The sequence below is a fragment of the Sphingomonas arabinosi genome, assembly GCF_036663715.1.
Taxonomy (GTDB): domain Bacteria; phylum Pseudomonadota; class Alphaproteobacteria; order Sphingomonadales; family Sphingomonadaceae; genus Sphingomonas.
This window is the reverse complement of the sequence record NZ_JAXOJN010000014.1, coordinates 45,622-66,650: the sequence shown is the minus strand read 5'-3', so window position 1 is coordinate 66,650 and position 21,029 is coordinate 45,622. Positions and strand designations below refer to the sequence as shown.

General features: G+C 65.2%; 22 protein-coding genes. 19 read left to right on the top strand and 3 right to left on the bottom strand.

Going from position 1 to position 21,029, the window contains the following annotated elements; translation table 11 throughout:
• Window positions 1–993: 993 nt before the first annotated feature.
• The 14 genes from U1708_RS17645 (at window position 994) to U1708_RS17580 (ending at window position 12,780) form a co-directional block, all read left to right on the top strand.
• Complete coding sequence (locus tag U1708_RS17645) at window positions 994–1,548, top strand: hypothetical protein (protein ID WP_332747347.1); 555 nt, start codon at window positions 994–996, stop codon at window positions 1,546–1,548.
• 100 nt (window positions 1,549–1,648) lie between these two features.
• Window positions 1,649–2,032, top strand: a complete 384-nt coding sequence (locus tag U1708_RS17640; protein WP_159513290.1) for a hypothetical protein — start codon at window positions 1,649–1,651, stop codon at window positions 2,030–2,032.
• Window positions 2,033–2,501: 469 nt separating this feature from the next.
• Window positions 2,502–2,792, top strand: coding sequence for a hypothetical protein (locus tag U1708_RS17635; protein ID WP_159513289.1), 291 nt, complete (start codon window positions 2,502–2,504; stop codon window positions 2,790–2,792).
• Complete coding sequence (locus U1708_RS17630) at window positions 2,785–5,262, top strand: type IV secretion system DNA-binding domain-containing protein (RefSeq protein WP_332747343.1); 2,478 nt, start codon at window positions 2,785–2,787, stop codon at window positions 5,260–5,262. The genes U1708_RS17635 and U1708_RS17630 overlap by 8 nt, the downstream gene beginning before the upstream one ends.
• A gap of 3 nt (window positions 5,263–5,265) precedes the next feature.
• A complete protein-coding gene (gene mobF, locus U1708_RS17625; RefSeq protein ID WP_332747341.1) occupies window positions 5,266–8,349 on the top strand; it encodes a MobF family relaxase in 3,084 nt (1,027 codons plus the stop codon).
• Complete coding sequence (locus U1708_RS17620) at window positions 8,346–8,591, top strand: hypothetical protein (protein ID WP_159513286.1); 246 nt, start codon at window positions 8,346–8,348, stop codon at window positions 8,589–8,591. Before mobF ends, U1708_RS17620 begins: the two co-directional genes overlap by 4 nt.
• 294 nt (window positions 8,592–8,885) lie before the next feature.
• Window positions 8,886–9,581: a hypothetical protein gene (locus U1708_RS17615; RefSeq protein WP_159513285.1), complete on the top strand. Its 696-nt coding sequence runs from the start codon at window positions 8,886–8,888 to the stop codon at window positions 9,579–9,581.
• Window positions 9,578–10,129 (top strand): DUF2726 domain-containing protein, encoded by a 552-nt coding sequence (locus U1708_RS17610; RefSeq protein WP_202096570.1) that lies wholly within the window; start codon window positions 9,578–9,580, stop codon window positions 10,127–10,129. Before U1708_RS17615 ends, U1708_RS17610 begins: the two co-directional genes overlap by 4 nt.
• Complete coding sequence (locus tag U1708_RS17605; protein ID WP_159513283.1) at window positions 10,126–10,332, top strand: hypothetical protein; 207 nt, start codon at window positions 10,126–10,128, stop codon at window positions 10,330–10,332. The genes U1708_RS17610 and U1708_RS17605 overlap by 4 nt, the downstream gene beginning before the upstream one ends.
• A gap of 21 nt (window positions 10,333–10,353) precedes the next feature.
• The gene (locus tag U1708_RS17600) at window positions 10,354–10,704 is read left to right on the top strand and encodes a hypothetical protein (protein WP_236559406.1); all 351 of its coding nucleotides are present in this window, start codon (window positions 10,354–10,356) and stop codon (window positions 10,702–10,704) included.
• Window positions 10,697–11,527, top strand: a complete 831-nt coding sequence (locus U1708_RS17595; RefSeq protein WP_236559405.1) for a CsgG/HfaB family protein — start codon at window positions 10,697–10,699, stop codon at window positions 11,525–11,527. Before U1708_RS17600 ends, U1708_RS17595 begins: the two co-directional genes overlap by 8 nt.
• A gap of 9 nt (window positions 11,528–11,536) precedes the next feature.
• Window positions 11,537–11,998 carry a hypothetical protein gene (locus U1708_RS17590; RefSeq protein ID WP_332747336.1) on the top strand — a complete coding sequence of 154 codons (462 nt, stop codon included), beginning with the start codon at window positions 11,537–11,539 and terminating at the stop codon, window positions 11,996–11,998.
• Window positions 11,995–12,507: a hypothetical protein gene (locus U1708_RS17585; RefSeq protein ID WP_332747334.1), complete on the top strand. Its 513-nt coding sequence runs from the start codon at window positions 11,995–11,997 to the stop codon at window positions 12,505–12,507. Before U1708_RS17590 ends, U1708_RS17585 begins: the two co-directional genes overlap by 4 nt.
• A 108-nt stretch (window positions 12,508–12,615) precedes the next feature.
• Window positions 12,616–12,780 (top strand): hypothetical protein, encoded by a 165-nt coding sequence (locus tag U1708_RS17580; protein ID WP_332747332.1) that lies wholly within the window; start codon window positions 12,616–12,618, stop codon window positions 12,778–12,780.
• 74 nt (window positions 12,781–12,854) lie between these two features.
• Here the strand turns inward: U1708_RS17580 and U1708_RS17575 are convergent, their stop codons facing one another.
• Both U1708_RS17575 and U1708_RS17570 read right to left on the bottom strand, forming a co-directional pair.
• Window positions 12,855–13,478 carry an SOS response-associated peptidase gene (locus U1708_RS17575; RefSeq protein WP_159513279.1) on the bottom strand — a complete coding sequence of 208 codons (624 nt, stop codon included), beginning with the start codon at window positions 13,476–13,478 and terminating at the stop codon, window positions 12,855–12,857.
• A 48-nt stretch (window positions 13,479–13,526) separates the two neighbouring features.
• Entirely contained in the window at window positions 13,527–13,796 is a 270-nt protein-coding gene (locus tag U1708_RS17570; protein ID WP_159513278.1) for an HU family DNA-binding protein, read from the bottom strand.
• A gap of 65 nt (window positions 13,797–13,861) precedes the next feature.
• Here U1708_RS17570 and U1708_RS17565 point away from each other — a divergent pair, with 65 nt between their 5' ends.
• Entirely contained in the window at window positions 13,862–14,014 is a 153-nt protein-coding gene (locus U1708_RS17565; RefSeq protein WP_159513277.1) for a hypothetical protein, read from the top strand.
• Here U1708_RS17565 and U1708_RS17560 read toward each other — a convergent pair.
• A complete protein-coding gene (locus U1708_RS17560) occupies window positions 14,008–14,223 on the bottom strand; it encodes a hypothetical protein (protein ID WP_332747329.1) in 216 nt (71 codons plus the stop codon). The two genes, U1708_RS17565 and U1708_RS17560, sit on opposite strands and share 7 nt — an antisense overlap.
• A gap of 401 nt (window positions 14,224–14,624) precedes the next feature.
• On the opposite strand from U1708_RS17560, the gene U1708_RS17555 reads away from it, so the two are divergent.
• The 4 genes from U1708_RS17555 to U1708_RS17540 all read left to right on the top strand — a co-directional run bounded on the left by U1708_RS17555 (window position 14,625) and on the right by U1708_RS17540 (window position 21,025).
• A complete protein-coding gene (locus U1708_RS17555) occupies window positions 14,625–15,386 on the top strand; it encodes an ImuA family protein (protein WP_201302719.1) in 762 nt (253 codons plus the stop codon).
• Entirely contained in the window at window positions 15,301–17,085 is a 1,785-nt protein-coding gene (locus U1708_RS17550; RefSeq protein WP_236559404.1) for a Y-family DNA polymerase, read from the top strand. Before U1708_RS17555 ends, U1708_RS17550 begins: the two co-directional genes overlap by 86 nt.
• Window positions 17,082–20,345, top strand: a complete 3,264-nt coding sequence (locus U1708_RS17545; protein ID WP_159513294.1) for an error-prone DNA polymerase — start codon at window positions 17,082–17,084, stop codon at window positions 20,343–20,345. The genes U1708_RS17550 and U1708_RS17545 overlap by 4 nt, the downstream gene beginning before the upstream one ends.
• A gap of 536 nt (window positions 20,346–20,881) precedes the next feature.
• The gene (locus U1708_RS17540; RefSeq protein ID WP_332747326.1) at window positions 20,882–21,025 is read left to right on the top strand and encodes a hypothetical protein; all 144 of its coding nucleotides are present in this window, start codon (window positions 20,882–20,884) and stop codon (window positions 21,023–21,025) included.
• The last annotated feature ends 4 nt before the right edge of the window (window positions 21,026–21,029 follow it).

The following is a 21,029-nucleotide window of genomic DNA, read 5'->3' as shown; positions in this document are numbered from 1 at the left end:
ATGGATCGTCGGGCCTGACACCGCTCTCGCGAGGGGGCTCCGGGCAACCGGAGCCTCCTTGCCTTTTTCGTCGCGCGGGGGCGGCGCTCCGGGGCATCGAGCCCCATCGCGCCGCGTCGGACTGTGCTTCCGCTCCACCCCGCCACCAGCGGCCACGCACGGCTCGCTCGCATCGCGGTCGACCCTGCGGTCGACCAGCTTGCTACGCCTCGCCCGCGCGCGCCGCAGAGCACTCCACAGGGCAGCGCCGAGCACGGCTCGCTCGCATCGTGGCGACCCCTCCGGGGCGCCTACTCGCTACGCCTCGCGCGTGCCCTACGACCTACGGTAACCACCCCGCACCGGCTCGCTCGCATCGCGGCCATTCCCTACGGAATGACCAGCTCGCTACGCCTCGCGGTGCGCGATACAAACCACCCACCGGGCAGCGCCGGGCACGGCTCGCTCGCGTCGTGGCGACGCCTTCGGGTCGCCTACTTGCTACGCCTCGCGCGTGCCCGCGACCTACACTGATCACCCGCGCACCGGCTCGCTCGCATCGCGGTCATTCCCTACGGAATGACCAGCTCGCTACGCCTCGCCAGCGCGGGTAGCAGGACGGGTCCACCTCGCCCCGAGCACGGCTCGCTCGCGCCGCGGCAACCCCTACGGGTTGCCCGCTTGCTACGCCTCGCACGCGCCCGGGCTTACGCCGAGGACGGTCCGCACCGGCTCGCTCGCATCGCGGTCGGCCATCCGGCCGACCATCTCGCTACGCCTCGCCGATGCCGATGGCCTTCACCTCTCCAGTACGGGTCGTGCGGCACGGCTCGCTCGCGTCGTGACGACCCCTTCGGGTCGCCTACTCGCTACGCCTCGCACGCGCCGGGGGACCTCTACCGACGACCATGACTACCCCGGCCCCTACGGGCCGACCAGAGCAGCCATGCATATCGCACAAGCGGCCAGAGAGAAGGGGGATCGAGAGGGCGAGTCATACAGGGAGTGACAAGCATGACGATCAGCTTCACCGCGTCGGTTCTCGCATCCGCCTCAGCTCCGGCAGTCGCCGTGAGCGTCCGCCACCTCGCCGCCTTTCGGGCTTTCGCGCGCGAGCGCGGCGAAAGCCTTGGCGACGAGGGAGACGAGTTCCTCGCCTACAATTTCGAGGCCCGCGTCTGCCCATGGTCGCTCGCCAGCGTCTGCGCGATCTTCGACCATGATCCGGGCGTTATCGCCGTGGTCGAAGAGGCCCAGTTCCGGGGCCTCAACATTCGCTTCTGGCGCAACGAGACAAGGGGCGCGGTAATGATGAGCGTGGCCAAGTCGATCGACGGCTCCGCCTCGATCGACCTGTCCAACGACAACGCCTACGCGTTGCTGGACGCGCTCGGAATCGACCGGGACGCCTGCGGCCAGATCGCGCTGTCGGAGCTCCGCACGATTGTCACCGATCCCGCACGACGGAGTCGGCTCGATACCGACGGCTTGGGACGATACGCCGACCAGCTGGAGCGGCTCGCGACCGTCGAACGGACCGAAGACGAGGTACACGTCGTCTGGGGATAATGCCTCCACCCTGGACGGTCGTGTCGGGGGGACATCGGCTCTGCCGATGTCCCCTTTTTTATGCCGGCTTGGCTTTCAGCGCGACCAATCTCCGACCCCAATGACGATGGTGAAGGGGGAGGCCGGTCGGCCTGTCCCCTTTTTTGCTGAAAGGGCTCAAGCGTCGAACGTCGACCCGATGCATAGGCCCGAGTTAAGCGGTCAGACGCTTGTCGACTTCCTCGATTCCGAGCTTCTTGATGGCCGTCATGATACTCTCGAAGTGGGCACCATCGGCCTTGAACAGGCCCGACTGCTCAACCAGCTTCAGGCGTTCCGCTCGCTCCCGTTCGAGGAGCTTCTTGCGACGATCGGCAAGCCGCTGTTCTTCGGCTTCAAGCTGCTGCCGTTCCTGTTCGATACTCAGTGCCATGAGGTGCTGAACCTTTCCCTTGATGACGCCTCCATGGACCAAGATGCCAGCGCACTGACGAGCCGACAATAGCCCGATCGCTCCGGGCCTGATGACCCGATGATGGGACGGCCTGGTCCGGGCTGACGCCGGAACATCGGCAGGTTGACGGACCCTGGCTTTCAGCCGGGTCCGTTGGTGCGGGATCGCTTCGCATCCCACGTTTCCGATCGACTAGGGACTGCCCGCGGCGCGGTGCTCTACCGGATTCCGGCTCTACCCCAAGAAGACCGACAACGAGGAGCCAGAACCGCCGAGACAGTCCCTAGGATTTGCACACCCTATGCGGCGACCGCGGTTGTAAGTCACTGGTTTTGCACATGTATCGCTAGCGATACCATGTATCGCTCGCGATACATGGGCCGGGCGGCCTCTAACACACTGGAATTGCACGCTCTTCCTGTATCGCTAGCGATACACGTTTCAGCTTGCATCGGCTTCATCGATCGGCGAAACTGCGCCTGCGAAAACCCCACCAGCCTCGGCAAGATCGAGGACTGGGATGACTGACAAGCACCAGGTACTGACCCTGCGCCTCAACGGCGATGACTGGGCAGCACTCAATCGCATCGCTGACAAGCACGGGTTTTCCCGGGCCGAGGCTGCGCGGGCCGCCCTCATGCAAGGGCTCCGGTTCGCGGAGGCGGGCCACACCTTCAACATCACCCGGACGGTGCTCCTTCTGGAGTACATGCAGGCTGCGATCGACGTCATCATAACCCGGGATCACGGGGACGCCGTACCCGCCCTCCTCGAGGCTGCGCAGCAGCGCCTGGAGACGTTCCATGCGTAGGAACGATATCCGCTTCAACGGTCAGGCAGCGACGATCCAGCACGCCTCCGCAAGGGGTCAGATCACCCGCAACGCGGACAACTTTACCCGCGGCTCCCAGCTGCTTTCGCACCAATATCAGATGACATGGGCAGGCATCAAAATCCCGCTCTGGATCTGGGTCGGCGTCGCGGTTGTGGTGTTCAACATATTCATCTGGCTCGGCCTCAAGGAGCACGAGTTCCAGCTAGACCTTATGCGGTGCTACTCCACGCTGTGGACCTGGGTCGGTGGCGACAAATACCACCTCATCAACCTCACCCTTCCCGGCGGGAAGATGGTCCATCTCCCCATGGGCTACGTCCCGTACCACCCGGCCGTTGTCGAAGCGTGGGAGAAGACCTGGCGGATCGTGTGGGCGACCTTTGTGATCGCGTCCATCGTCGCGGCACCCGTCATCATGTGGTTCATCACCTGGGCGAACAAACGCGGCAGTGACATTCTCAAAGAGCGTCACGAGCGCGGCGCCATGCTGGTCGAGCGACCTGTCCTCGTCCGCGAGATCAAGGCCCATAATCAGGACCAGTTCAGCCAGGAATGCCGCTCAGGCACGCCTCAGCGCAACCCGGCGATGGTCGCCCAACTGAGCCTTCCCGACCGCGTCGACCTCGGCATCCACACGCCCTATTCAATCGCTGGCATCCCCTATCCATGGCGCCTCGAACAGAGCCACACCATGATGATCGGCACGACCGGCACCGGCAAGACGACCCAGCTTCGGTCGCTGGTCAATCAGCTTCGCAAGCGGCGTCATCGTGCGGTCATCTTCGACCTCACCGGTGCCTTCATGGAGGCATTCTACAACCCCGAGACCGACATCGTCCTGAACCCGATGGACGCACGTTGCGCGCCCTGGACGTTGTTCGATGAGTGCCGGAACTATGCCGACTTCGTCTCGGCCGCAGCGGCCCTCATTCCCTCCCATCCGGACGACAAGGAGCCCTTCTGGCAGAACGCAGCGCGGATGCTCTTCATCGAGATGTGCATCAAGCTCCAGGAGCTCGGCGAGACCAATAACGCAGCCATCGCTCACCATCTGATGCAGGCAGACCTGAAGTCGATACACTCCAAGCTGGAAGACACCGTCGCCGGGCCGCTGACGACCGAGAAGGCGGCGCGCATGGCAGAGTCGATCCGGTCGGTCCTGAACGTCAACGGTCAAGCCCTCCGGTTCATGCCAGACCCTGTTCCAGGCGGCCCGCCAGCCTTCTCGATCCGCGATTGGATCTCGACCCAGCACCGAGACGGATCGATCATGTTCATCACGGGCAGCTACAACGACCTGGAATTGACGCGCGGCCTGTTCACCCTCTGGATGGACCTCGCCGTCAACAATCTGATGCGGTTGCCCAAGACACGCGATCTGCGCACCTGGTATCTCTTCGACGAGGTCCACGCCCTCCACGCGCTGCCTGCCATCGAGCACGGCCTGCAGAGCGCCCGAAATTACGGGGGAGCGTTCGTCCTCGGCATCCACTCATTCGATAAGCTGGTATCCACCTACGGCCTCCAGAACGCGACCGCGCTGACCGGTTTGGCGCGCACCAAGCTAATCTTGGCGACGGCCGATCGGACCACCGCCGAGAAGTGCTCGGAGTTCATCGGAAGCCGCGAAGTGCGGCAGATGGATGAGGCCTATAGCTACGGCTACAACAATACCCGCGACGCCTCGACGCTGACGCCCCGCAAAGCGATCGAGCCGCTCGTCATACCCGATGACATCAACAATCTTCCGTCGCTGCGCGGCTTCGTGAAGTTCCCGGACGGCTTCCCCGCGACGCGCGTCGAGCTCCAATGGAAGAGTTATCCCGATGTGGCCGTCGGGTTCGAACCACGGCCCGAGTTCAAGCCGACAGAATACGTCTCGCCGGAAGACCGGCGTCGCAGGGCCAAGCGCGCGGATGAGGGTGGCGAGGGTGGCACGGAGCATGTGCCCAATCGGCCGGTGAATGGGGCGGAACCGGTGCTGGAGAAGCCGGAACCACAGCGGGAGCGTAGCGAGGCTGAGAGAGCCGCTGCTGGGATCGAGATCAATCAATCCCAGGCTTTGACGACCTTGGCCATCCCGCAGCCAGGCGGGACTGGTGAGCAGACCATGACTTCAGGGCAGCGCGGCGTGTCACCAGGTCCTCAGCAGGGCTCGTTGACTCCCGCGGCTCTGGACGGCCGTGCGGCCCGTGCCCCCATGATGGCCGGGATGGGGAATGCCGTGACCGGCGCACGATCTGGTCAGGATGGGCCGGAGATGGGTCGGTCGGCAGGCGCCGAACGATCGGCCGATCGCACAGGCGATACCGTCCGTGAAGATCGGCAGGAGGACCAGGTCATCCGCGAGCTACGCGACGGCATCGCGGTCGACAATCGGGACCACCACCATCACGGCCACGACCATGATCACGGGCTCGACGACGGCTACGGGATGGGGGACTGATCCATGCTGTCGGTCGCTTCCGTCAAGTCGGCGTCTGGTGCGGCGAACTACTTCGCCAAGGACGACTATTACACGGCCGAGCACTCGTCCGAGGCGACGGCTTGGGGCGGTGTCGGCGCGGCGGAGGTCGGCCTCAAGGGCGAAGTCACCAAAGAGGCTTTCGAGAAGATCCTCAACGGTGAGCTGCCCGATGGCGAAAAGGTCGGGCAGGTCCAGAACCGACAGTCCGGCGTCGACCTGACATTTTCGATGCCGAAGTCGGCTAGCATCCTCGCATATGTCGCGGGCGACGAGCGGGTGCTCGCGGCGCACATGACCGCCGTCAAAACGACCATGACCTGGGTGGAGCAGAAGTTCGCAGAGGGCCGGACCTACGAGCGGACGAAGTCGGGCGAGCCGGTTCGGACCGGCAACCTCGTCTATGCCCTGTTCCAGCACGACACGAGCCGCGCGCTGGATCCGCAGGGCCACATTCATGTGCTGGTCGCGAATATGACCAAGATGGCCAACGGTGCCTGGCAAGCGCTCCACAACGGCCAACTGTGGAAGAACAACACCACGATCGGCGCGGCGTACCATGCCCAGTTCCGCGCCGAGCTGGCGAAGCTCGGATACGAGACTTCCGTCACCGGCAAGCACGGGCAATTCGAGATCAACGGCGTTCCAAAAGCCGTCCTCGAGGCCTTCAGCCAACGCCGGAACGACATCGTTGCCAAGGCTGCCGAACTGGGGATCACCAGCCCGAAGGCACTCGATCGCATCACAACGAATACCCGCGATGCGAAGCTCAATGTCGAGGATCGGCAGGCGCTGCGCGAGGCGTGGCAGGAGCGGGCCGCCGCGTTGGGCTTCGACGGAAAAACCCTCGTTGCTGCAGCAGAGGCGAAAGCGGGGGGACGCGAGATCCCGGCGATGACGACCATGGAGCGGGTGCGCGAGACGGTCGCCGGCATCGCCGGTGCGCTCGGCGAGCTATTCTCGCCGAAGGACCCGCTGGTCTCGAGTGGCATAGACCGGATCGGCATGCCGGCCGTTGGGTTGCGCGCCCAGCACGCTGTGGCGAGCGCGATCCGGATCCATGCTCAGCGGGAAGCTGCGTTCTCGGTGTCGGAGATCACTCAGACCGCCCTCAACCTTGGGCTGAAGGGGGTTACAGCCCCGCAGATCGACGTGCGTGTGTCCGAGCTCATCCGGGAAGAGAAGCTGCTCCCCGGCAAGAACGATCGGATCGACGGTGTGGTCACCCACGTCACCACGCCCGAGGCGCTTGCGACCGAGCGCGGGATCCTCGCCCAGGTCGAGCGCGGCAAGGGAGCCGTCGCTGCCATTGTACCGGCAGAAAAGGTCCTCGACCGTCTCAACGCCGCGTCCGGCGACAAGGAATTGAACACGGGCCAGCTCGCCGCAGCGACGCTCATCCTGACGTCGACCGACCGGATCGTGGCTGTCCAGGGTGTGTCCGGGGCCGGCAAGTCCACAATGCTGTCCTCCGTCGCGCGCAACGCCGAGCAGGAGGGGCGCAAGGTGGTCGGCCTCGCGCTGATGAAGGCGACCGCCGACCGGCTTGGCGCTGAGACCGGCATCGAGAGCCGCACCGTCTCCTCCTTCATTCACAGCTACGCGCGCCATGCGCTTGCCGGCCAGGGCGACGGGTACAAGGGCGCACGCGCCGAACTCGCTGGGACCGTCTTGGTGCTGGACGAGGCGTCGATGGTGGGCAGCGACCAGATGAAGCACTTGGTCGAAATCGCCAATGCGCTCGGCGTTGATCGGCTCGCCATGGTCGGCGACCGCCAGCAGATCACCGCAGTCGACGCCGGCAAAGCCTTCGCGATCGCCCAGGAAGGGGGGATCGGCATGGCTCGAATGGACGAGAACCTTCGCCAGCGCACGGAGCAGCTGCGCACGGTCGCGGCGCTCACCAATCGTGGCGCGGTGCGCGAGGCGATGGAGGTGCTCGGCGACAAGGTGGTCGCCAACCCCGAGCATGTGAAGACCGCGGCGGAGCATTGGCTGAAGCTGACCCCCGAGGAGCGAGATGCGACCGCAATGTTCTCGTCCGGCCGGAAGGCGCGCGCGGAGCTCAATGTGCGCATCCAGGAAGGACTGGCGACTGAGGGGACCTTGAAGGGAGAGGGGCTGACGATCGGCGTCCTCGACAAGGTGAACCACACTCGGGAAGAACTGCGGTACGCTCACGCCTACAAGGCTGGCCAGGTGATCGATCTCCGCCACGCGGTTCGCGAGCTCGGCTTGCCGCGGGGCACCTTCGACGTGGTCGGCGTCGACGCCAAGGGCCGGGTTCAGGTCATGATCGGCAACCGCCTCAAGACCTTCGACCCTCAGCGGATCTCACCGCTCGACAAAACCGACACGATGCAGCTCGCGCAGCGCGAGCAGATCAAGCTCCACGAGGGCGACAAGATCCGCTGGACGCAGAACGACAAAGATCGCGGCCTCAACAACAACGACGTCGCCCGGGTTCTCTCGGCCGACAAGAACGGCATCAAGGTCGAGAGCCTGGACGGCAAGGTCCACGAGCTGAAAGCGGGCGACCCGATGACGGAGCGGATCAGCCTTGCTTACGCGCTGAACATGCATGCCGCGCAGGGCATCACCGCCGACACCGCGATTACGGTCATGTCGCACAAGGAGAGCAACCTCTCCAACCAGCGCCTCTTCAACGTCACCGTCACCCGCGTTCGGGACGACATCCGCCTGTTCACGGACGACCGCGAGAAGCTGACCGCGGCGATCGAGCGGAACGAGGGTAACAAGACCTCCGCTCTCGAGGCTGTCGGGCAGTTGTCGGTCGATCCGGGCCGACATGGACCGGATGGGGGAGCCGCGCGGCCCGGTGCCGGAGCTAGCACCGGAGCGGTGTTCAGTCCTGACCTGCCGCCAGATCTCGATCGCGGTCCCGAGAAAACGGGGCCGGCTGCGGCTACCAGCGCGCCCGACCTACCGCAGAGCAAACCGGACTTGCGCAGCAATCCGTCGCTCAACCTCACGGCAATCCGCGTGAACGTGGAGCCGAAGGGGCCCGAGCTTCCCTTCCCCGAAAAGGACATCGGACTGGAGCTATGACCATGCACGCCAAGCCGACCTGGGATCAGGTCCTCACCGCCAAGCACTGGCATCCCTGCGACCTCGGCACGCACACGATCGCGCAATGCAGCGCCGACGCCCGCCACCAACATGCCATCGGCTGGGGCGCGGACGTTCTGTCCTTCTGCGCGGTATACGCGGTGCTGTTCTCGGTCGTTCGGCCGATCGAGCGCGCGTTGGCCCGCCGGACGGCTGCGCCGACGAGGGCGGCAGCTGCATGAGCCTCGCCGATCGTCCATACACGCAGGGACGGGGAGCCCGGCAGAGACCAGTCCGTCTCGACCGCCCGCCACCCGGCGCGATCGACATGGAAGGCGGTCCGTCCAGCGCGTCTTACAGCGCCTCTCAGGCTGTGCGCGAAGGATCGCGGCCGCGCAGCCCGCGCTGGCGCTCCCTGGGGTTCCTGGCGGCGTCTGCGGGGCTTTGCACCATCGGATGGGCGATCGCCTGCGGAATGATCGGCGCCAGTCTCAGCACGGAGGGCGGCTCGTTCGTCCCACCGAAGGAGGTCACCCATGGGCCTCGATGATCGCGATTACATGCGCGACCGCTATCGCGAGCGGCAAGGTGGAAAGCGCGAGGTCCCGCTAGGCTCGGCCAGCTGGATCGGCCGAGCGGCGCAACCCGCCGGTAGCGGCGGAGGCTGGTTCGAGAAGAAGAATCGTGGGCATGATTACCAGCGCGGCCGGTATCGTCCTCGGCGATCGTCGCCGCTCCGCCATGCGCGCTGGCTGATCCCGATCCTCTGCCTGTTGACCTACGTCATCCCGATGTACTTCGATGCCAAGCGGGGAGGCTGGCTGCCCGACCTGATGCCGGGCATTCCCTTTCCTGAGTCCGGCAGCGTCACCGTCCCGACGCATCTATCCCAGAAGCGGATCACCAGCAGCCTGACGGTCCAGACAAGCGACGCGAACGCCGTCGTCCAGCTCTTCGATCCCGAAACCGATGAACATGTTCTGTCGGTGTACGTCGCGGGCAACGATCACGTCGTCATCCCAGCGCCGCGCGGCACCTATCGAATGAAGATCGTCGAAGGCCGCAAGTGGCACGGTCCGACGAGGTATTTCGGCCCGAACACTCAATACGAGACCGTGCTCAAGCTCATGACCTTCTCGAAGCGGATGGGGAACGGGATCGACCTGAGGCGTCGCGTTGACGGCAACCTTCACACCCGTCCCATGATCACCAACCCGGAGCCGCTGCTATGAACGGTCTCGTGCCCTTGCTCCTGATCGGAGCCGTCCTCCTGTTCATCGTCCTTGCGCTTCAGAATGTGAGGCCCGGCCGGACGGCTAAACTCCCGGTCGAGGCGAAACCGCTGATGAGCGCGACCGAGCGCCAGATCATCGCCTTGCTGGAGGAGGCGCTGCCCCAGGCGCGCGTACACGCAAAGGTGGCAATGGGCGCGATCGTGAAGACCCGTGCGGGGCTCTCGCAGCGCCAGCGCATGTCCGTCCGCGGCCGCTTTTCGCAGAAGATCGTCGACTTCGTCCTAGAGGACAGAGCATCCGGTCGGATCCTCGCCTTGGTCGAGCACGGTAACCGGAGCTCGGAAAGCAGCGAGCGAGCGAAGCGGGACGCGATCACCGGCGCGGCCGGTTACACGACCATCCGCCTGCCCGACACGCGCAGGCCAACGGCCGCCGGCGTCCGCGACGTCGTGCTGGCCGCCCTTTCCGACCACGCAGGATCCAACAACACCAGCGCCCCTCAAACGCGTGGGCAAGGGGCAGAGCAGCGCGAGGTGACCGCATGACATGGCAGTTCGACGAGATGGGCGAGTTCGGGTCGGAGGCCGACGCCGATCGCTGGGCGAAGCGTAACAACATCGCCCCACAAGACGTCCGTATCACCCGAAAGGGTGAAGGCGTGGAGCTCGAGGTCCGGCGTTCGGCCCTCGGGGACAGTGGCAGCCGCCACAACGACCGTCGCGACGGCCGTCGCAACGGCTTTTTCTGACCAGGGAAGGGAGACACGATCATGAAGCTTCGATACTTCACCGCAATGGGGGCCGCTGCCCTCGCGATCGGCATGCCAGCCGCGGCCAGCGCCGCGCCTGCAGGACCGGTCCTCCTCGCCATGGCGACGTTCGCCACAGAGACGGGCGGGACAGACGCGCACGAGAAGGCGAGCCTCAAGAAGGCGCATTACATGTCGCATGCGAAAGCGCATGCAGATGGCGACTGCAAGGACTGCGCTGATTGCCCCGACTGCGCTGATTGCGCCAACTGCGACAAGGCCAAGCCGGTGGTTACCGCGGCGGAAGAGGCGGCGGGGATCTGCGACCCGACCAAGCACGGGGCCGCGAAGAAGGCGAAGGCCGGTGCCTAATCGGACCACCATCCTCGCAGTGACGGCCGCTCTCGCGGCCGTCACCCCTTCAACCCTGTACGCGCAGAAGCTCGGCCAGGGCGGCACGGGCGTCGACGAGACGACTGAACTGCCACGTTGCGCCACGCCGCTCGGCGTCGCAGCGCTGGTCGAGCAGAAAGCCGCCAGCGCGACGGACAATCTTTCGCCACAGCTGCAGGCGCTGATGCGAATGGCGGAGATGCAGAACGGGGGCAGCACCGCCAAGGTGGATCCCCTACCGCTCGTCAAACTGATGGCTGCCCGCAGCGGCTGCTTCGCGGTCGCGGACCGGGGAGCTGCCTTCGACGCATTGGAACGCGAGCGTGCGCTCGCCGGCGGGACGGCGCGACCGGTCACCAAAGCCGATTACCTGATTCAGGTGCAGGTCCTGTATTCCGATGCGAAGGCGCGGGAGAGCGGTGGCGGCTTGGGCGGTGCCTTTGGGGGAGCGGTTGGGCTCAAGTCCAAGACCCTGGAGAGCCAGGTCCTCCTCACGCTCGTCAACGTCGACACGGGGATCCAGGAGGCTGTCGCGAGCGGGTCGGCACGCAAGAAGGATCTCGGTGTCGTCGGGGGCGGTCTGCTCCTGGGGCTGGGTGTGGGCGCGCTTGGGGGCACCTATGGCTCGACCGACATCGGCAAGATCACATCGTTGGCGATGCTCGACGCGTACCGGAAGCTGGTTGCCGACGCACAGCCGCGTTTGGCGTCCAGGCAGCGCGTTGCACCGCAGGCCGGTACGGGCGTGTTGCCGACAGCGGGAACCGCGCCGGCCGTGACCTCGGCTCCTCCGGGCAAGTAGGACAAGCTCGTGAACATGATGGATCGGTTCGGGCTCACCCCGTGCCCCTATTGCTCGGCAGGAATGCTGCCCTGGACCGCAGGCAAGCGGGTCCATCATTGTGAGCGGTGCCAGCGGCCGCTCGCAATCTATCGCGGGCTGTTCAAGCGGGACCGCTTTCGCATCATTCCGCTCTATGCCGCGGTCCACGCGACCGCGGCACTTCTCTTCGTCCTTGCCCTCGCGACTGCCCTGGTCGGCACAGGAAGCATGCGGCACATAATGCTCGCCGTTGCCTTCCCGCTTGCGCTGTTCGGGGCGAGCGATGTTGCAGACGGCTACCTCTCGATCCGCACCGGTGTGAGCCGGATATTCGGTCGTGTCCGCAGAGGCGGCATAGCCCGCGCGATCGGCGCCGGTACGATCCTTTTCGGCCTCGCGGGCTGCTTGATCGCACTAATCGGCATCACAGCCTTCACGGGCGCGCAATGATCGCCCTGTGTCTCATCGTGGGTGACAGCACCGGCGTCGGCACGGCTTCGGCTCTGGCGGCTCAGGGGGTCCGGTGCGAGATCCACGCCCGCGTAGGCGCTAGCTCGGCCGAGGTGGCGAAAACGTGGAAGGGCAGTCCTCCGGTCGCGCGCGCCCTGCTCGCGATCGGCTCGAACGATCCGACAAACCCCTCGCTGACGCGCAATCTCGTCTTTGTGCGTCAGCGCGTCACGGCTGCGCGCGTGACCTGGCTGTTGCCATACAACACGACTGCGGCGCGCGTGGTCGCGAGGGTCGCCACCACATTCGGGGATCAGATCGTGCCGCTATCGTTTCAGCCGTCGGCCGACCGCGTCCATCCGCGGAGCTATCGACCTGTTGCGGCCAGCCTCGGCTGGAAAGATGTTTCCGGATTCCGGCACGTCGTTTCCGCGCCACCCGCCATCGTCGCTCGACCGGCACTCCCGACTGAGCCCCGCCAGCGGGCGACAGTCATCCTTATGCAATGACCGGAAGGATGCCGACCTATGCCTTCGCCCGAAATACCGACACAGATTGCCGACGACCAATCATCAGAAAGCATTGCCGCTGCTTTCAGAGCGCAAGCATACGATCTCATGGACAGGTCACCGATCGCCGCAGCTCACCTCGTCCTCGCTGCCGCGACACTCGCCCCGGAATGTGACGACGAGCGAGACGTCGCCGACCAGTTCTCATTTGTCATCGCCGACTTCGCGATGGGGCTCGCAAGGATCCATCATCGCGCCCGCGCCCGCCTATAATCGAAGAGCGCCTTTCCTGGGCTCCACGAGCGCGTTGCGGTTGATCACCTCGATCGCGTCGCTGCTGAGGGTGGTCATTCGACGCGCATCAGCTGGGAGGGGTAGGGCGCCACGGCATCCTTCAGCTCATCCCAAGGCGCCGAGAGCCACCGATCGTAGTCCTCGTCGTGCAGGATCACGGGCATCGCCTTCGGGTGAATGGGAGCCACGACAGCGTTCGGCTCGGTGGTCAGGAAGCCATAAGCGTTGCCACGCTCGGTCGGCCGCCAGATGCCGGCGAAGGCGAAGATCGGCCGGCTAGGAACTTCGAACCAGTGAAGCGGCTTTTTCCCGTCCTCGCCCGGGGCCACTCCGTACTCCGAAAAGGCAGTCACCGGCACCAGGCAGCGCCGTGCCGGCGTCGTCAGCATGGACCGCCAGAAGCTTGAGCTGAGATTCCGCACGTTCGTGACGTATTTCGTCAGCTTGGCGGCCGGATCCCGCTTGCTCGGCACCTGGGTAGGGACGCCCCATTCCATGCGCTCAATCTTCCGATCGGCGCCGTCCTGGACCACCACTGCTCCGTAGAACGGCGTCTTCTTACCAGTCGGAAAGACGTCGCCGGCCGGAAACGTCTCGTCCGGCTCATAGGGCGGGCGGATGCCGAACGTCGCAGCCACCTCGGCCTGCTTCGCCGTCAGCCGATACCGATTGCACATCCGCGCCTCCCATCCGGCGCCGGCAGACTGGTCGCCAGCGCGCTTACCTCAGAGCTTGTCCTTGAAGCCCTTCGCAGCTGTGAAGGTGACCTTCTTGGAGGCTGCGATTGTGATCGCCTCCCCGTTCGATGGGTTTCGGCCCTGACGTTCCGGCCGGTCCTTCACCGTAAACTTCCCGAAGCCGTTGATCGAGACTTCCTCACCCTTCACCGCAGCGTCTGCAATCTGATCGAAAACAGCATTGATTGCCTTCTTCGCATCCGCCTCGCTCGAGCCGGTCGCACCCGCAACGCCTTTGGCCAATTCACCAATGTTCATGCTAGATCTTCTCCGTTGATTAAAACGGTGAGACCTTAGCCATCGCGAGCGATGATACAACGACCGTGCTGGACGAGGCGAATGCCGCAGCCGTCCGCTTGATGGTCGAGAGGCTGGCCGACCATGACGTGATCAAGGTGTTCAACCTGACCGGCGGGCTGGGACCTGTCGCAGATCTTGCTGCCGAGCAGATGAAAATACGGGAGCTGGATTACTGAACCCGCGCGATCCGTTCGCGTGTGACGCGCGGATCTTCGTACAAGTCGCGGACGGCGCGAACACGAAAGAGGTTCCACCAGCGCTGCCAACGATGCTCGGCCGCGTCGTGGAGCATGTGGCACCGCTGACATAGCGCCTTGAGGTTGGCAGGAGCGTTGTTGCCTGGGTCGTGGTCGAGATGGGCACATGCCAGGACTACGAAGGTCATCCGTACAGAGGCGAGGACGAAGCCCCCTTTGATCGCAATGCGCTTGCCTCGATCCGAGCGCCAACACCTCGATTCCGCATCCCACCACCGCCCGTCGCCGAGATGGGCCACACGGCGGAGATGCGGACGAGCACACCGCTCGCAGCGCGCGCCGGCACGCTCGAAACGAACCGATCGCGAGATCTGTTGCCAGTCGATCGGATAGAGCCAGCGGTTCTCAGGGCGGATCGGCATAGCGATTCTATGAGTCAGGCGCGCCCAGAACGGAAGCGCTTTTTCCGCTTTGTTTGCGGTCCGTTGCGCAGCCGTTCCGCCTGAATCGATGAACCGATTGAATGCGAGCTTGACCGATGAAGCCCGGTAACGGAACATAAAGGGAACGAGTAGAGTCTTAGAACATGATGTCCGCCGCCCTCGATTCCTTCGCGCCCAGCATAGCGCACCTGCGGACGATCGCCACGCCAGTGACGGAGTACCGGGTGCTGCCATTCGGCGTCGACGAGATCGACAGCAGGCTCGGAGCAGGGGGATTGCGCGCCGGTGCGCTTCACGAGGCAACCGCGCAGAGTGCGGCGCTGGTCGACGATGCGGCAACGACGCTGTTCCTTGCCGGGATCGCCGCCCGCGAGGCTGCGAACACCGGAGGTCCCGTTCTATGGGCGAGCTGCAGGGCCGACCTGTACGCTCCCGCCTTGGAGCAAGCCGGCCTCGCCTCTGCCAACGTCATCTACGCTCAGTCGCAGGACGATGCCGCGCTACTGGCCGTGATCGAGGATGCGGTCCGAGACGGCACACCTTCGGCCATCATTGCAGAAGCGAGCAAGGTAGCGATGGTCGCAACGCGTCGCTTGCAGCTGGTGGCAGCAGAAGCCGACATGCCGGTGCTACTTCTCCGCCGTCGCCGCGGCCGTGACCAGGATCCGTTTTCCGAGCCTTCCGCTGCCTGGACGCGCTGGCGGATCGGCTCCGCGCCTTCGGCGCGCTTGGACGTCGCGGGTGTGGGAAGAGCGCGGTGGTCGGTTGAACTCGCACGCCAGCGCGGTGGTGCATCCTTCTCCCTGATTGTGGAGGGCAGCGATGAGACGGGTCGTCTCGCTGTTCCTGCCGAACTTGGCCATCGAGCGGCTGAGACGGCTGGAACAGCCCGCTATGCGGCCGCCTGAGCGGCCCTCTTTGCAACTGCCGATAGACGACGACCCGGGTGCCTGTTCGGTGCCGCGGGGCGGCGGTTGGCGACCTGGTGCCAAGTGGGCGCGATCCAGCGCGCAGTCGCGCGAAGAAGTCGAGGCTCAGATCGCGTCACTGCCGGTCCACGCCCAGCCGCCCATGCGTGAGCTTGGCAGGAGATCCGAAGCGGCAAGCCACCCGTACAAGGCCCCGACGCTCGCTCCGCGGGTTATCGCGCCTGCCGCAGCTCCGGTCCAACACGCGCCGGTCGCGCTCGTCGGAAAGGTCGGTAGGCGGGAGGAGGTAGTCGCCGCCTGCACCGGCGCGCAGGCACTCGGCATCCACCCCGGCATGGCGGCGACCCATGCACGTGCGCTGGTGTCGGATCTCGACTTCCGTCCGGCAGAACCTGACGCTGACGCGGCGCTGCTCGACAGGCTGGCGTTGTTGGCGGTCAGGCGCTGGTCCCCGATCGCGGCCGTGACGCCGCCAGACGGCCTCTGGATCGATCTCGCCGGCTGCGACCACCTCCACGGCGGTGAGGAGCGGTTCTGCCGGCGTCTGGTTGCCTTCTGCCGTCGTGCAGGCTTCACCGCGCGCGTTGCCGTCGCAGACACCCCTGGCGCTGCCCATGCGCTGGCTCGCTTCGGCAAGGGTGACCTCATCCGCGTCGGACCTCACGGGACAGCGGACGCACTTGCTCCGCTGCCGCTCGCAGCATTGCGGCTCGCACCCACGGCGCTGGCCGCAGCGCGTAAGTTCGGCTTCGACCGGATCGCAGATCTGCTGCCGGTCGCGCGCGGGCCGTTAGCGCGTCGTCTTGGCCTGCCCGCAATCACCCGGCTCGATCAGGCACTAGGCGGCGTCCCAGAGCCGATCACGCCACGTGACGACCCGGAGGTGCCCGCAGCCGAGCGCCGGCTACTAGAGCCGATCGGGACCGCCGAGGCGATCGAGCAGGTCATGGGCGACCTGCTGCGCGATCTCGCCGTCGTCCTGCAGGCGAAAGGGCTAGGTGCTCGGTCTCTTCGCCTGACATGCTTGCGCGTCGACGGCACCGAGCAGCTCGTGGCAGTCGGCACCTCTCGGCCGACGCGCGAGGTCTCGCATCTGCTGCGGCTTCTGAAGCTGCGCATCGAGCGCATCGATCCAGGCATGGGCATCGAGCAATTCATGCTTGTTGCCCCGCATACCGAGCCACTCGACGCCGTCGATCTCGGTGCCGTCCTGGCAGGCGAAACGCTGGTGCGCGATCCGTCGCGGCTGGTCGACGTCATTGCCGGCCGCATTGGTGTACGCTCGGTCTTCCGCATCGCCCCGGTCGAAAGTCATGTGCCGGAGCGAGCCGTCGCCCACTCCGACCCGAATGAGGTTCCGGGAAACTGGCCCGCTTGGCAACGTCCGATCCGCCTTTTCGCGCATCCAGAGCCGCTGCACCGGGTGTTGGCACTGATGCCCGACCAGCCTCCACGCCGGTTCGAGTGGCGTGGCAAGACCTACAAGGTGGTTGCCGGTGACGGGCCTGAGCGCGTCCATGGCGAGTGGTGGCGCCGCGACGCGGAGGTGTGGGCCGTCCGGGACTACTACAGGGTCGAGGACGAGACTGGCGGCCGCTTCTGGGTGTTCCGCCGCGGAGACGGCTTCGAGGACGATACAGGCGATCTGTCCTGGTGGATGCACGGGGTCTTCGGGTGACCCACTATGTCGAGCTCCAGGTGCTCACCCACTTCTCGCTCCTGCGCGGGGCATCCAGTCCGGAGGAGCTGTTCGCGGCCGCGGCGTTGCTCGGCTATCCGGCGATCGGGGTCAGCGACATCGGCACCGTTGCCGGCGTCGTCCGGGCATGGGAGGCGCAGAAGGCGACCGGCGTCCGCTCAATCGCCGGCACTCGCGTTGATCTATCCTGCGGCCGTCGCCTGCTGCTCTACCCCACCAACCGGCCTGCGTGGTCGCGGATTACGCGTCTGCTGACGGTTGGTAAGACGCGGGCAGGGAAGGGCGGTTGCCTCCTTCACTGGCACGATCTCGAACCATGGTCCGAGGGCGTTGTCGCGATCCTGCTGCCTCACGAGGCGGACGAGGATAACCTTGCGGCGCTGAGGGACCTGAAGGCGGTCTACGGGCGGCGCGGCTACATGGCGCTGTTCCAGCGGCGCCGGCCGGGAGACGCGGTCCGGATCGATGCGCTTGCCCGCCAGGCGGGCGGTGCCGGCGTGCGCGCCGTCGTTACCGGCGATGTACTCTACCACGCGCCGGAAGCGCGGCTGCTGCAGGACGTGGTCACGGCGGTGCGCGAGAAATGCACCGTCGACGAGCTTGGCTATCGCCGCGAGGTGAACGCCGATCGCGCGCTGAAATCGCCCGACGAGATGGTCCGGCGCTTCCGCGCCTATCCCGACGCACTGCAGGCGAGCGTCGACATCTCGCGGATCTGCACCTTCGATCTTGGCGAGCTTCAGTATCAGTACCCGCATGAGAAGCTGATCGACGGGCTGACCGCGCACGAAGCGCTGCAGCGCTTGGCAGACGAGGCTGTCGACCGGATGTTCGATGGCAACGTGCCCCAGGCCTACACTGACCAGATCACGCATGAGATGCGGCTGATCGGCGAGCTTGGCTACGCGCCTTACTTCCTGACTGTCTACGCGATCGTCCGCGAAGCACGCCGGCGCAGTATCCTCTGTCAGGGCCGCGGCTCGGCCGCCAACTCCTGCGTCTGCTTTGTCCTCGGCGTCACCTCGATCGACCCGATTAAGCACGAACTGCTGTTCGAGCGCTTCGTGTCCGGGGAGCGTCGTGAGCCGCCCGATATCGACGTCGACTTCGAGCATGAGCGCCGGGAAGAGATCATCCAGTGGATCTACGAGACCTATGGGCGCAACCACTCCGCCCTGACAGCGGTGGTGCAGCGGTATCGCGCCCGGGGCGCAGTACGCGACGTGGGCAAGGCGCTTGGGCTGCCCGAGGACCTGACCTCCTCGCTTGCGGGCCTCGTCTGGGGCTGGTCAGCAGAAGGTGTCGGCGAGAAGCAGGTCGACGAGCTGAACCTCGACATAGGCGATCGCCGGCTGCGGCTGACACTGGAACTCGCCCGCAAGCTGATCGGCGTGCCGCGCCACATGTCGCAGCATCCTGGTGGCTTCGTTCTGACCCATGACCGCCTCGATGACCTAGTGCCGATCGAGCCCGCTGCGATGGAGGATCGGCAGATAATTGAGTGGGATAAGGACGACATCGACGCACTCAAATTCATGAAGGTGGACGTTCTCGGCTTGGGCATGCTTGGCTGCATGAACCGCGCCTTCAATATGCTCGAAGCGGACAAGGGGCTACGCGTCGGCTTGGCTGACCTGCAGGACGATGATCCCGACGTTTACGCCATGATCCAGAAGGCTGACACGCTCGGCACCTTCCAGATTGAAAGCCGCGCGCAGATGTCGATGCTGCCGCGCATGAAGCCTCGCCGCTTCTACGACCTTGTTATTCAGGTCGCGATCGTGCGGCCGGGCCCCATCCAGGGCGACATGGTCCATCCGTATCTGCGCAGGCGAGAGGGTCTGGAAAAGCCCGAGTACCCGCGGCCCGAGCTACGCGCCGTGCTGGAGAAGACACTCGGCGTGCCGCTCTTCCAGGAGCAGGCGATGAAAGTCGCGATCGTCGGTGCCGGCTTCACGCCTGCCGAGGCGGATCAGCTGCGGCGCGCCATGGCGACGTTCAAGTTCACTGGCGGTGTCTCGCACTTCTCGGAAAAGCTGGTCAACGGCATGGTCGAGCGCGGCTACCCGCGCGAGTTTGCCGAGCGAACCTTCCGCCAGCTCGAAGGCTTCGGATCATATGGCTTTCCAGAGAGCCACGCAGCGTCTTTCGCCAAGATCTCCTACGCATCCTCGTGGATGAAGCATCATCATCCAGACGTGTTCTGCGCTTCGTTGATGAACGCGCAGCCGATGGGCTTCTACGCGCCGGCTCAGATCGTCCGTGATGCCCGCGACCACGGCGTCGAGGTGCGACCGCCCTGCGTGAACGCGAGCCGTTGGGATTGCACCTTAGAGAAGACGGGCGGGCGCTACCTCGCTGTGCGGCTAGGCCTGCGGCAGATCCGCGGCCTGTCGAACGCTGATGGTGCCAAGATCGTCGGGGCGCGTACCACCACCGCCTTCGAGAGCGTCGAAGACGTCTGGCGGCGATCGGGGGTCCAGCGGGCCGCAATCGAGAAGCTGGCAGATGGCGATGCCTTTCACGGCTTCAGCGTCGATCGCCGACAGGGTCTCTGGAAGGTGAGGGGTCTCGGAGAGGCCCCGTTGCCGCTCTTTGCTGCGGCCGATCGAACCGCCGAAACCTTCAGCGCCGAAGGTGTCGAGCCCGACGTGACGCTGCGACCGCTCACCGACGGCCGTGAGGTGATCGAGGATTACCGCGCGCTCCAGCTATCGCTCCGGGCGCATCCGCTGACCTTCGTCCGCGACGAGCTAACCCGGCGCGGGGTCACCAAATGCGCTGATCTCGCGAGCATCCGCGACGGCCGCCGCGTCGAAGTCGCAGGCATCGTCTTGGTTCGCCAGAAGCCGGGATCCGCCAAAGGCGTGCTGTTCATCACGATCGAGGACGAGACCGGGATCGCCAACGGCATTCTCTGGCCCGACCGTTTCGAGGCGCAGCGGCGCACGATTATGTCAGCGTCGATGGTCGGCATGAAGGGGCGGGTGCAGAAGGAAGGCGAGATCATCCATGTGATCTGCGACCGGATCATAGACCACGGAGATCTGCTCCACCGCGTTGGCGACATGTCGTTTCCGCATAAGACTGGCCGCGGCGATGCTGCGCAGCATCCAGGGTCGCCTGATCGCGGCGACAAGGGCTGGCAGCCAGAGCCGCGCAATCAATATTGGCCACCACATGCTGACGGACTGGACCCCGAGGAGGTCGTGCGCTTCAAGTCGCATGACTTTCACTGATCGGTGTCCCAGCTCCCAAGGCACCAGCGCGTCGTGATCGCGCTATCCGTGCATATACTCCGCTGCGGGGTCAGCCGCTGCTCCGAGGCGCGCGTTGACGTTCCGGAGATCCGCTTGGCGCTGCGGTGCCTGCTGCCGCACTGCCCCGAAAAATGGCCTCTCGCGCTGTACTGGGACTCCGGGTCGCAAACAAACGACATTGGTCGCGCTCAAGGCGTGACTGCTGCCTTCAACGGGATCGTTCGTCAGCTACGTCGCGCCGGCTGCTACGAGGAGGTGACCCCTTCCTGAGAGTGCGCGAGGATGAGCGATTAAAGTCGGTAGGTCGACGATCGCTCGGCGACAGCCCCGACCTGTCCTGCTAAAGGCTTTGTGTCTCGTTGCCGAACGTGCTAAACTATACCTCAGAAAGGTGCCGACGTCGAGCTGGAGTAGAGACTATGTCTGATCTTGATAATCTCCGACTCGGCCATCACCGCAATCAGCCCACGTCGTCGGTTTTTCCAAACTCGGCTTACTATCAGAGCCCTGAGAACATGTACGATATCGCTACACCGCGAGGCCGAGAGCTGTTGGACGAGGTTTACCCGTCGTCGAGCAACCGTAGTGGCGAGGCGAAGCAGTCCGGCTGGCTGATCCTCTTGATCGCCGCCCTCATCATCTTCGTCCTGGTCATCTAGTTGC

Coding starts and splice junctions, on each gene's coding strand:
- U1708_RS17570 (WP_159513278.1), bottom strand. CDS start 13,796: ATGAACATTGGTGAATTGGCCAAAGGCGTTGCGGGTGCGACCGGCTCG.
- U1708_RS17575 (WP_159513279.1), bottom strand. CDS start 13,478: ATGTGCAATCGGTATCGGCTGACGGCGAAGCAGGCCGAGGTGGCTGCG.
- U1708_RS17630 (WP_332747343.1), top strand. CDS start 2,785: ATGCGTAGGAACGATATCCGCTTCAACGGTCAGGCAGCGACGATCCAG.
- U1708_RS17615 (WP_159513285.1), top strand. CDS start 8,886: ATGGGCCTCGATGATCGCGATTACATGCGCGACCGCTATCGCGAGCGG.
- U1708_RS17580 (WP_332747332.1), top strand. CDS start 12,616: ATGGACAGGTCACCGATCGCCGCAGCTCACCTCGTCCTCGCTGCCGCG.
- U1708_RS17555 (WP_201302719.1), top strand. CDS start 14,625: ATGTCCGCCGCCCTCGATTCCTTCGCGCCCAGCATAGCGCACCTGCGG.
- U1708_RS17560 (WP_332747329.1), bottom strand. CDS start 14,223: ATGACCTTCGTAGTCCTGGCATGTGCCCATCTCGACCACGACCCAGGC.
- U1708_RS17620 (WP_159513286.1), top strand. CDS start 8,346: ATGACCATGCACGCCAAGCCGACCTGGGATCAGGTCCTCACCGCCAAG.
- U1708_RS17605 (WP_159513283.1), top strand. CDS start 10,126: ATGACATGGCAGTTCGACGAGATGGGCGAGTTCGGGTCGGAGGCCGAC.
- U1708_RS17640 (WP_159513290.1), top strand. CDS start 1,649: ATGACGATGGTGAAGGGGGAGGCCGGTCGGCCTGTCCCCTTTTTTGCT.
- U1708_RS17610 (WP_202096570.1), top strand. CDS start 9,578: ATGAACGGTCTCGTGCCCTTGCTCCTGATCGGAGCCGTCCTCCTGTTC.
- U1708_RS17550 (WP_236559404.1), top strand. CDS start 15,301: ATGAGACGGGTCGTCTCGCTGTTCCTGCCGAACTTGGCCATCGAGCGG.
- U1708_RS17645 (WP_332747347.1), top strand. CDS start 994: ATGACGATCAGCTTCACCGCGTCGGTTCTCGCATCCGCCTCAGCTCCG.
- U1708_RS17540 (WP_332747326.1), top strand. CDS start 20,882: ATGTACGATATCGCTACACCGCGAGGCCGAGAGCTGTTGGACGAGGTT.
- U1708_RS17585 (WP_332747334.1), top strand. CDS start 11,995: ATGATCGCCCTGTGTCTCATCGTGGGTGACAGCACCGGCGTCGGCACG.
- mobF (WP_332747341.1), top strand. CDS start 5,266: ATGCTGTCGGTCGCTTCCGTCAAGTCGGCGTCTGGTGCGGCGAACTAC.
- U1708_RS17635 (WP_159513289.1), top strand. CDS start 2,502: ATGACTGACAAGCACCAGGTACTGACCCTGCGCCTCAACGGCGATGAC.
- U1708_RS17600 (WP_236559406.1), top strand. CDS start 10,354: ATGAAGCTTCGATACTTCACCGCAATGGGGGCCGCTGCCCTCGCGATC.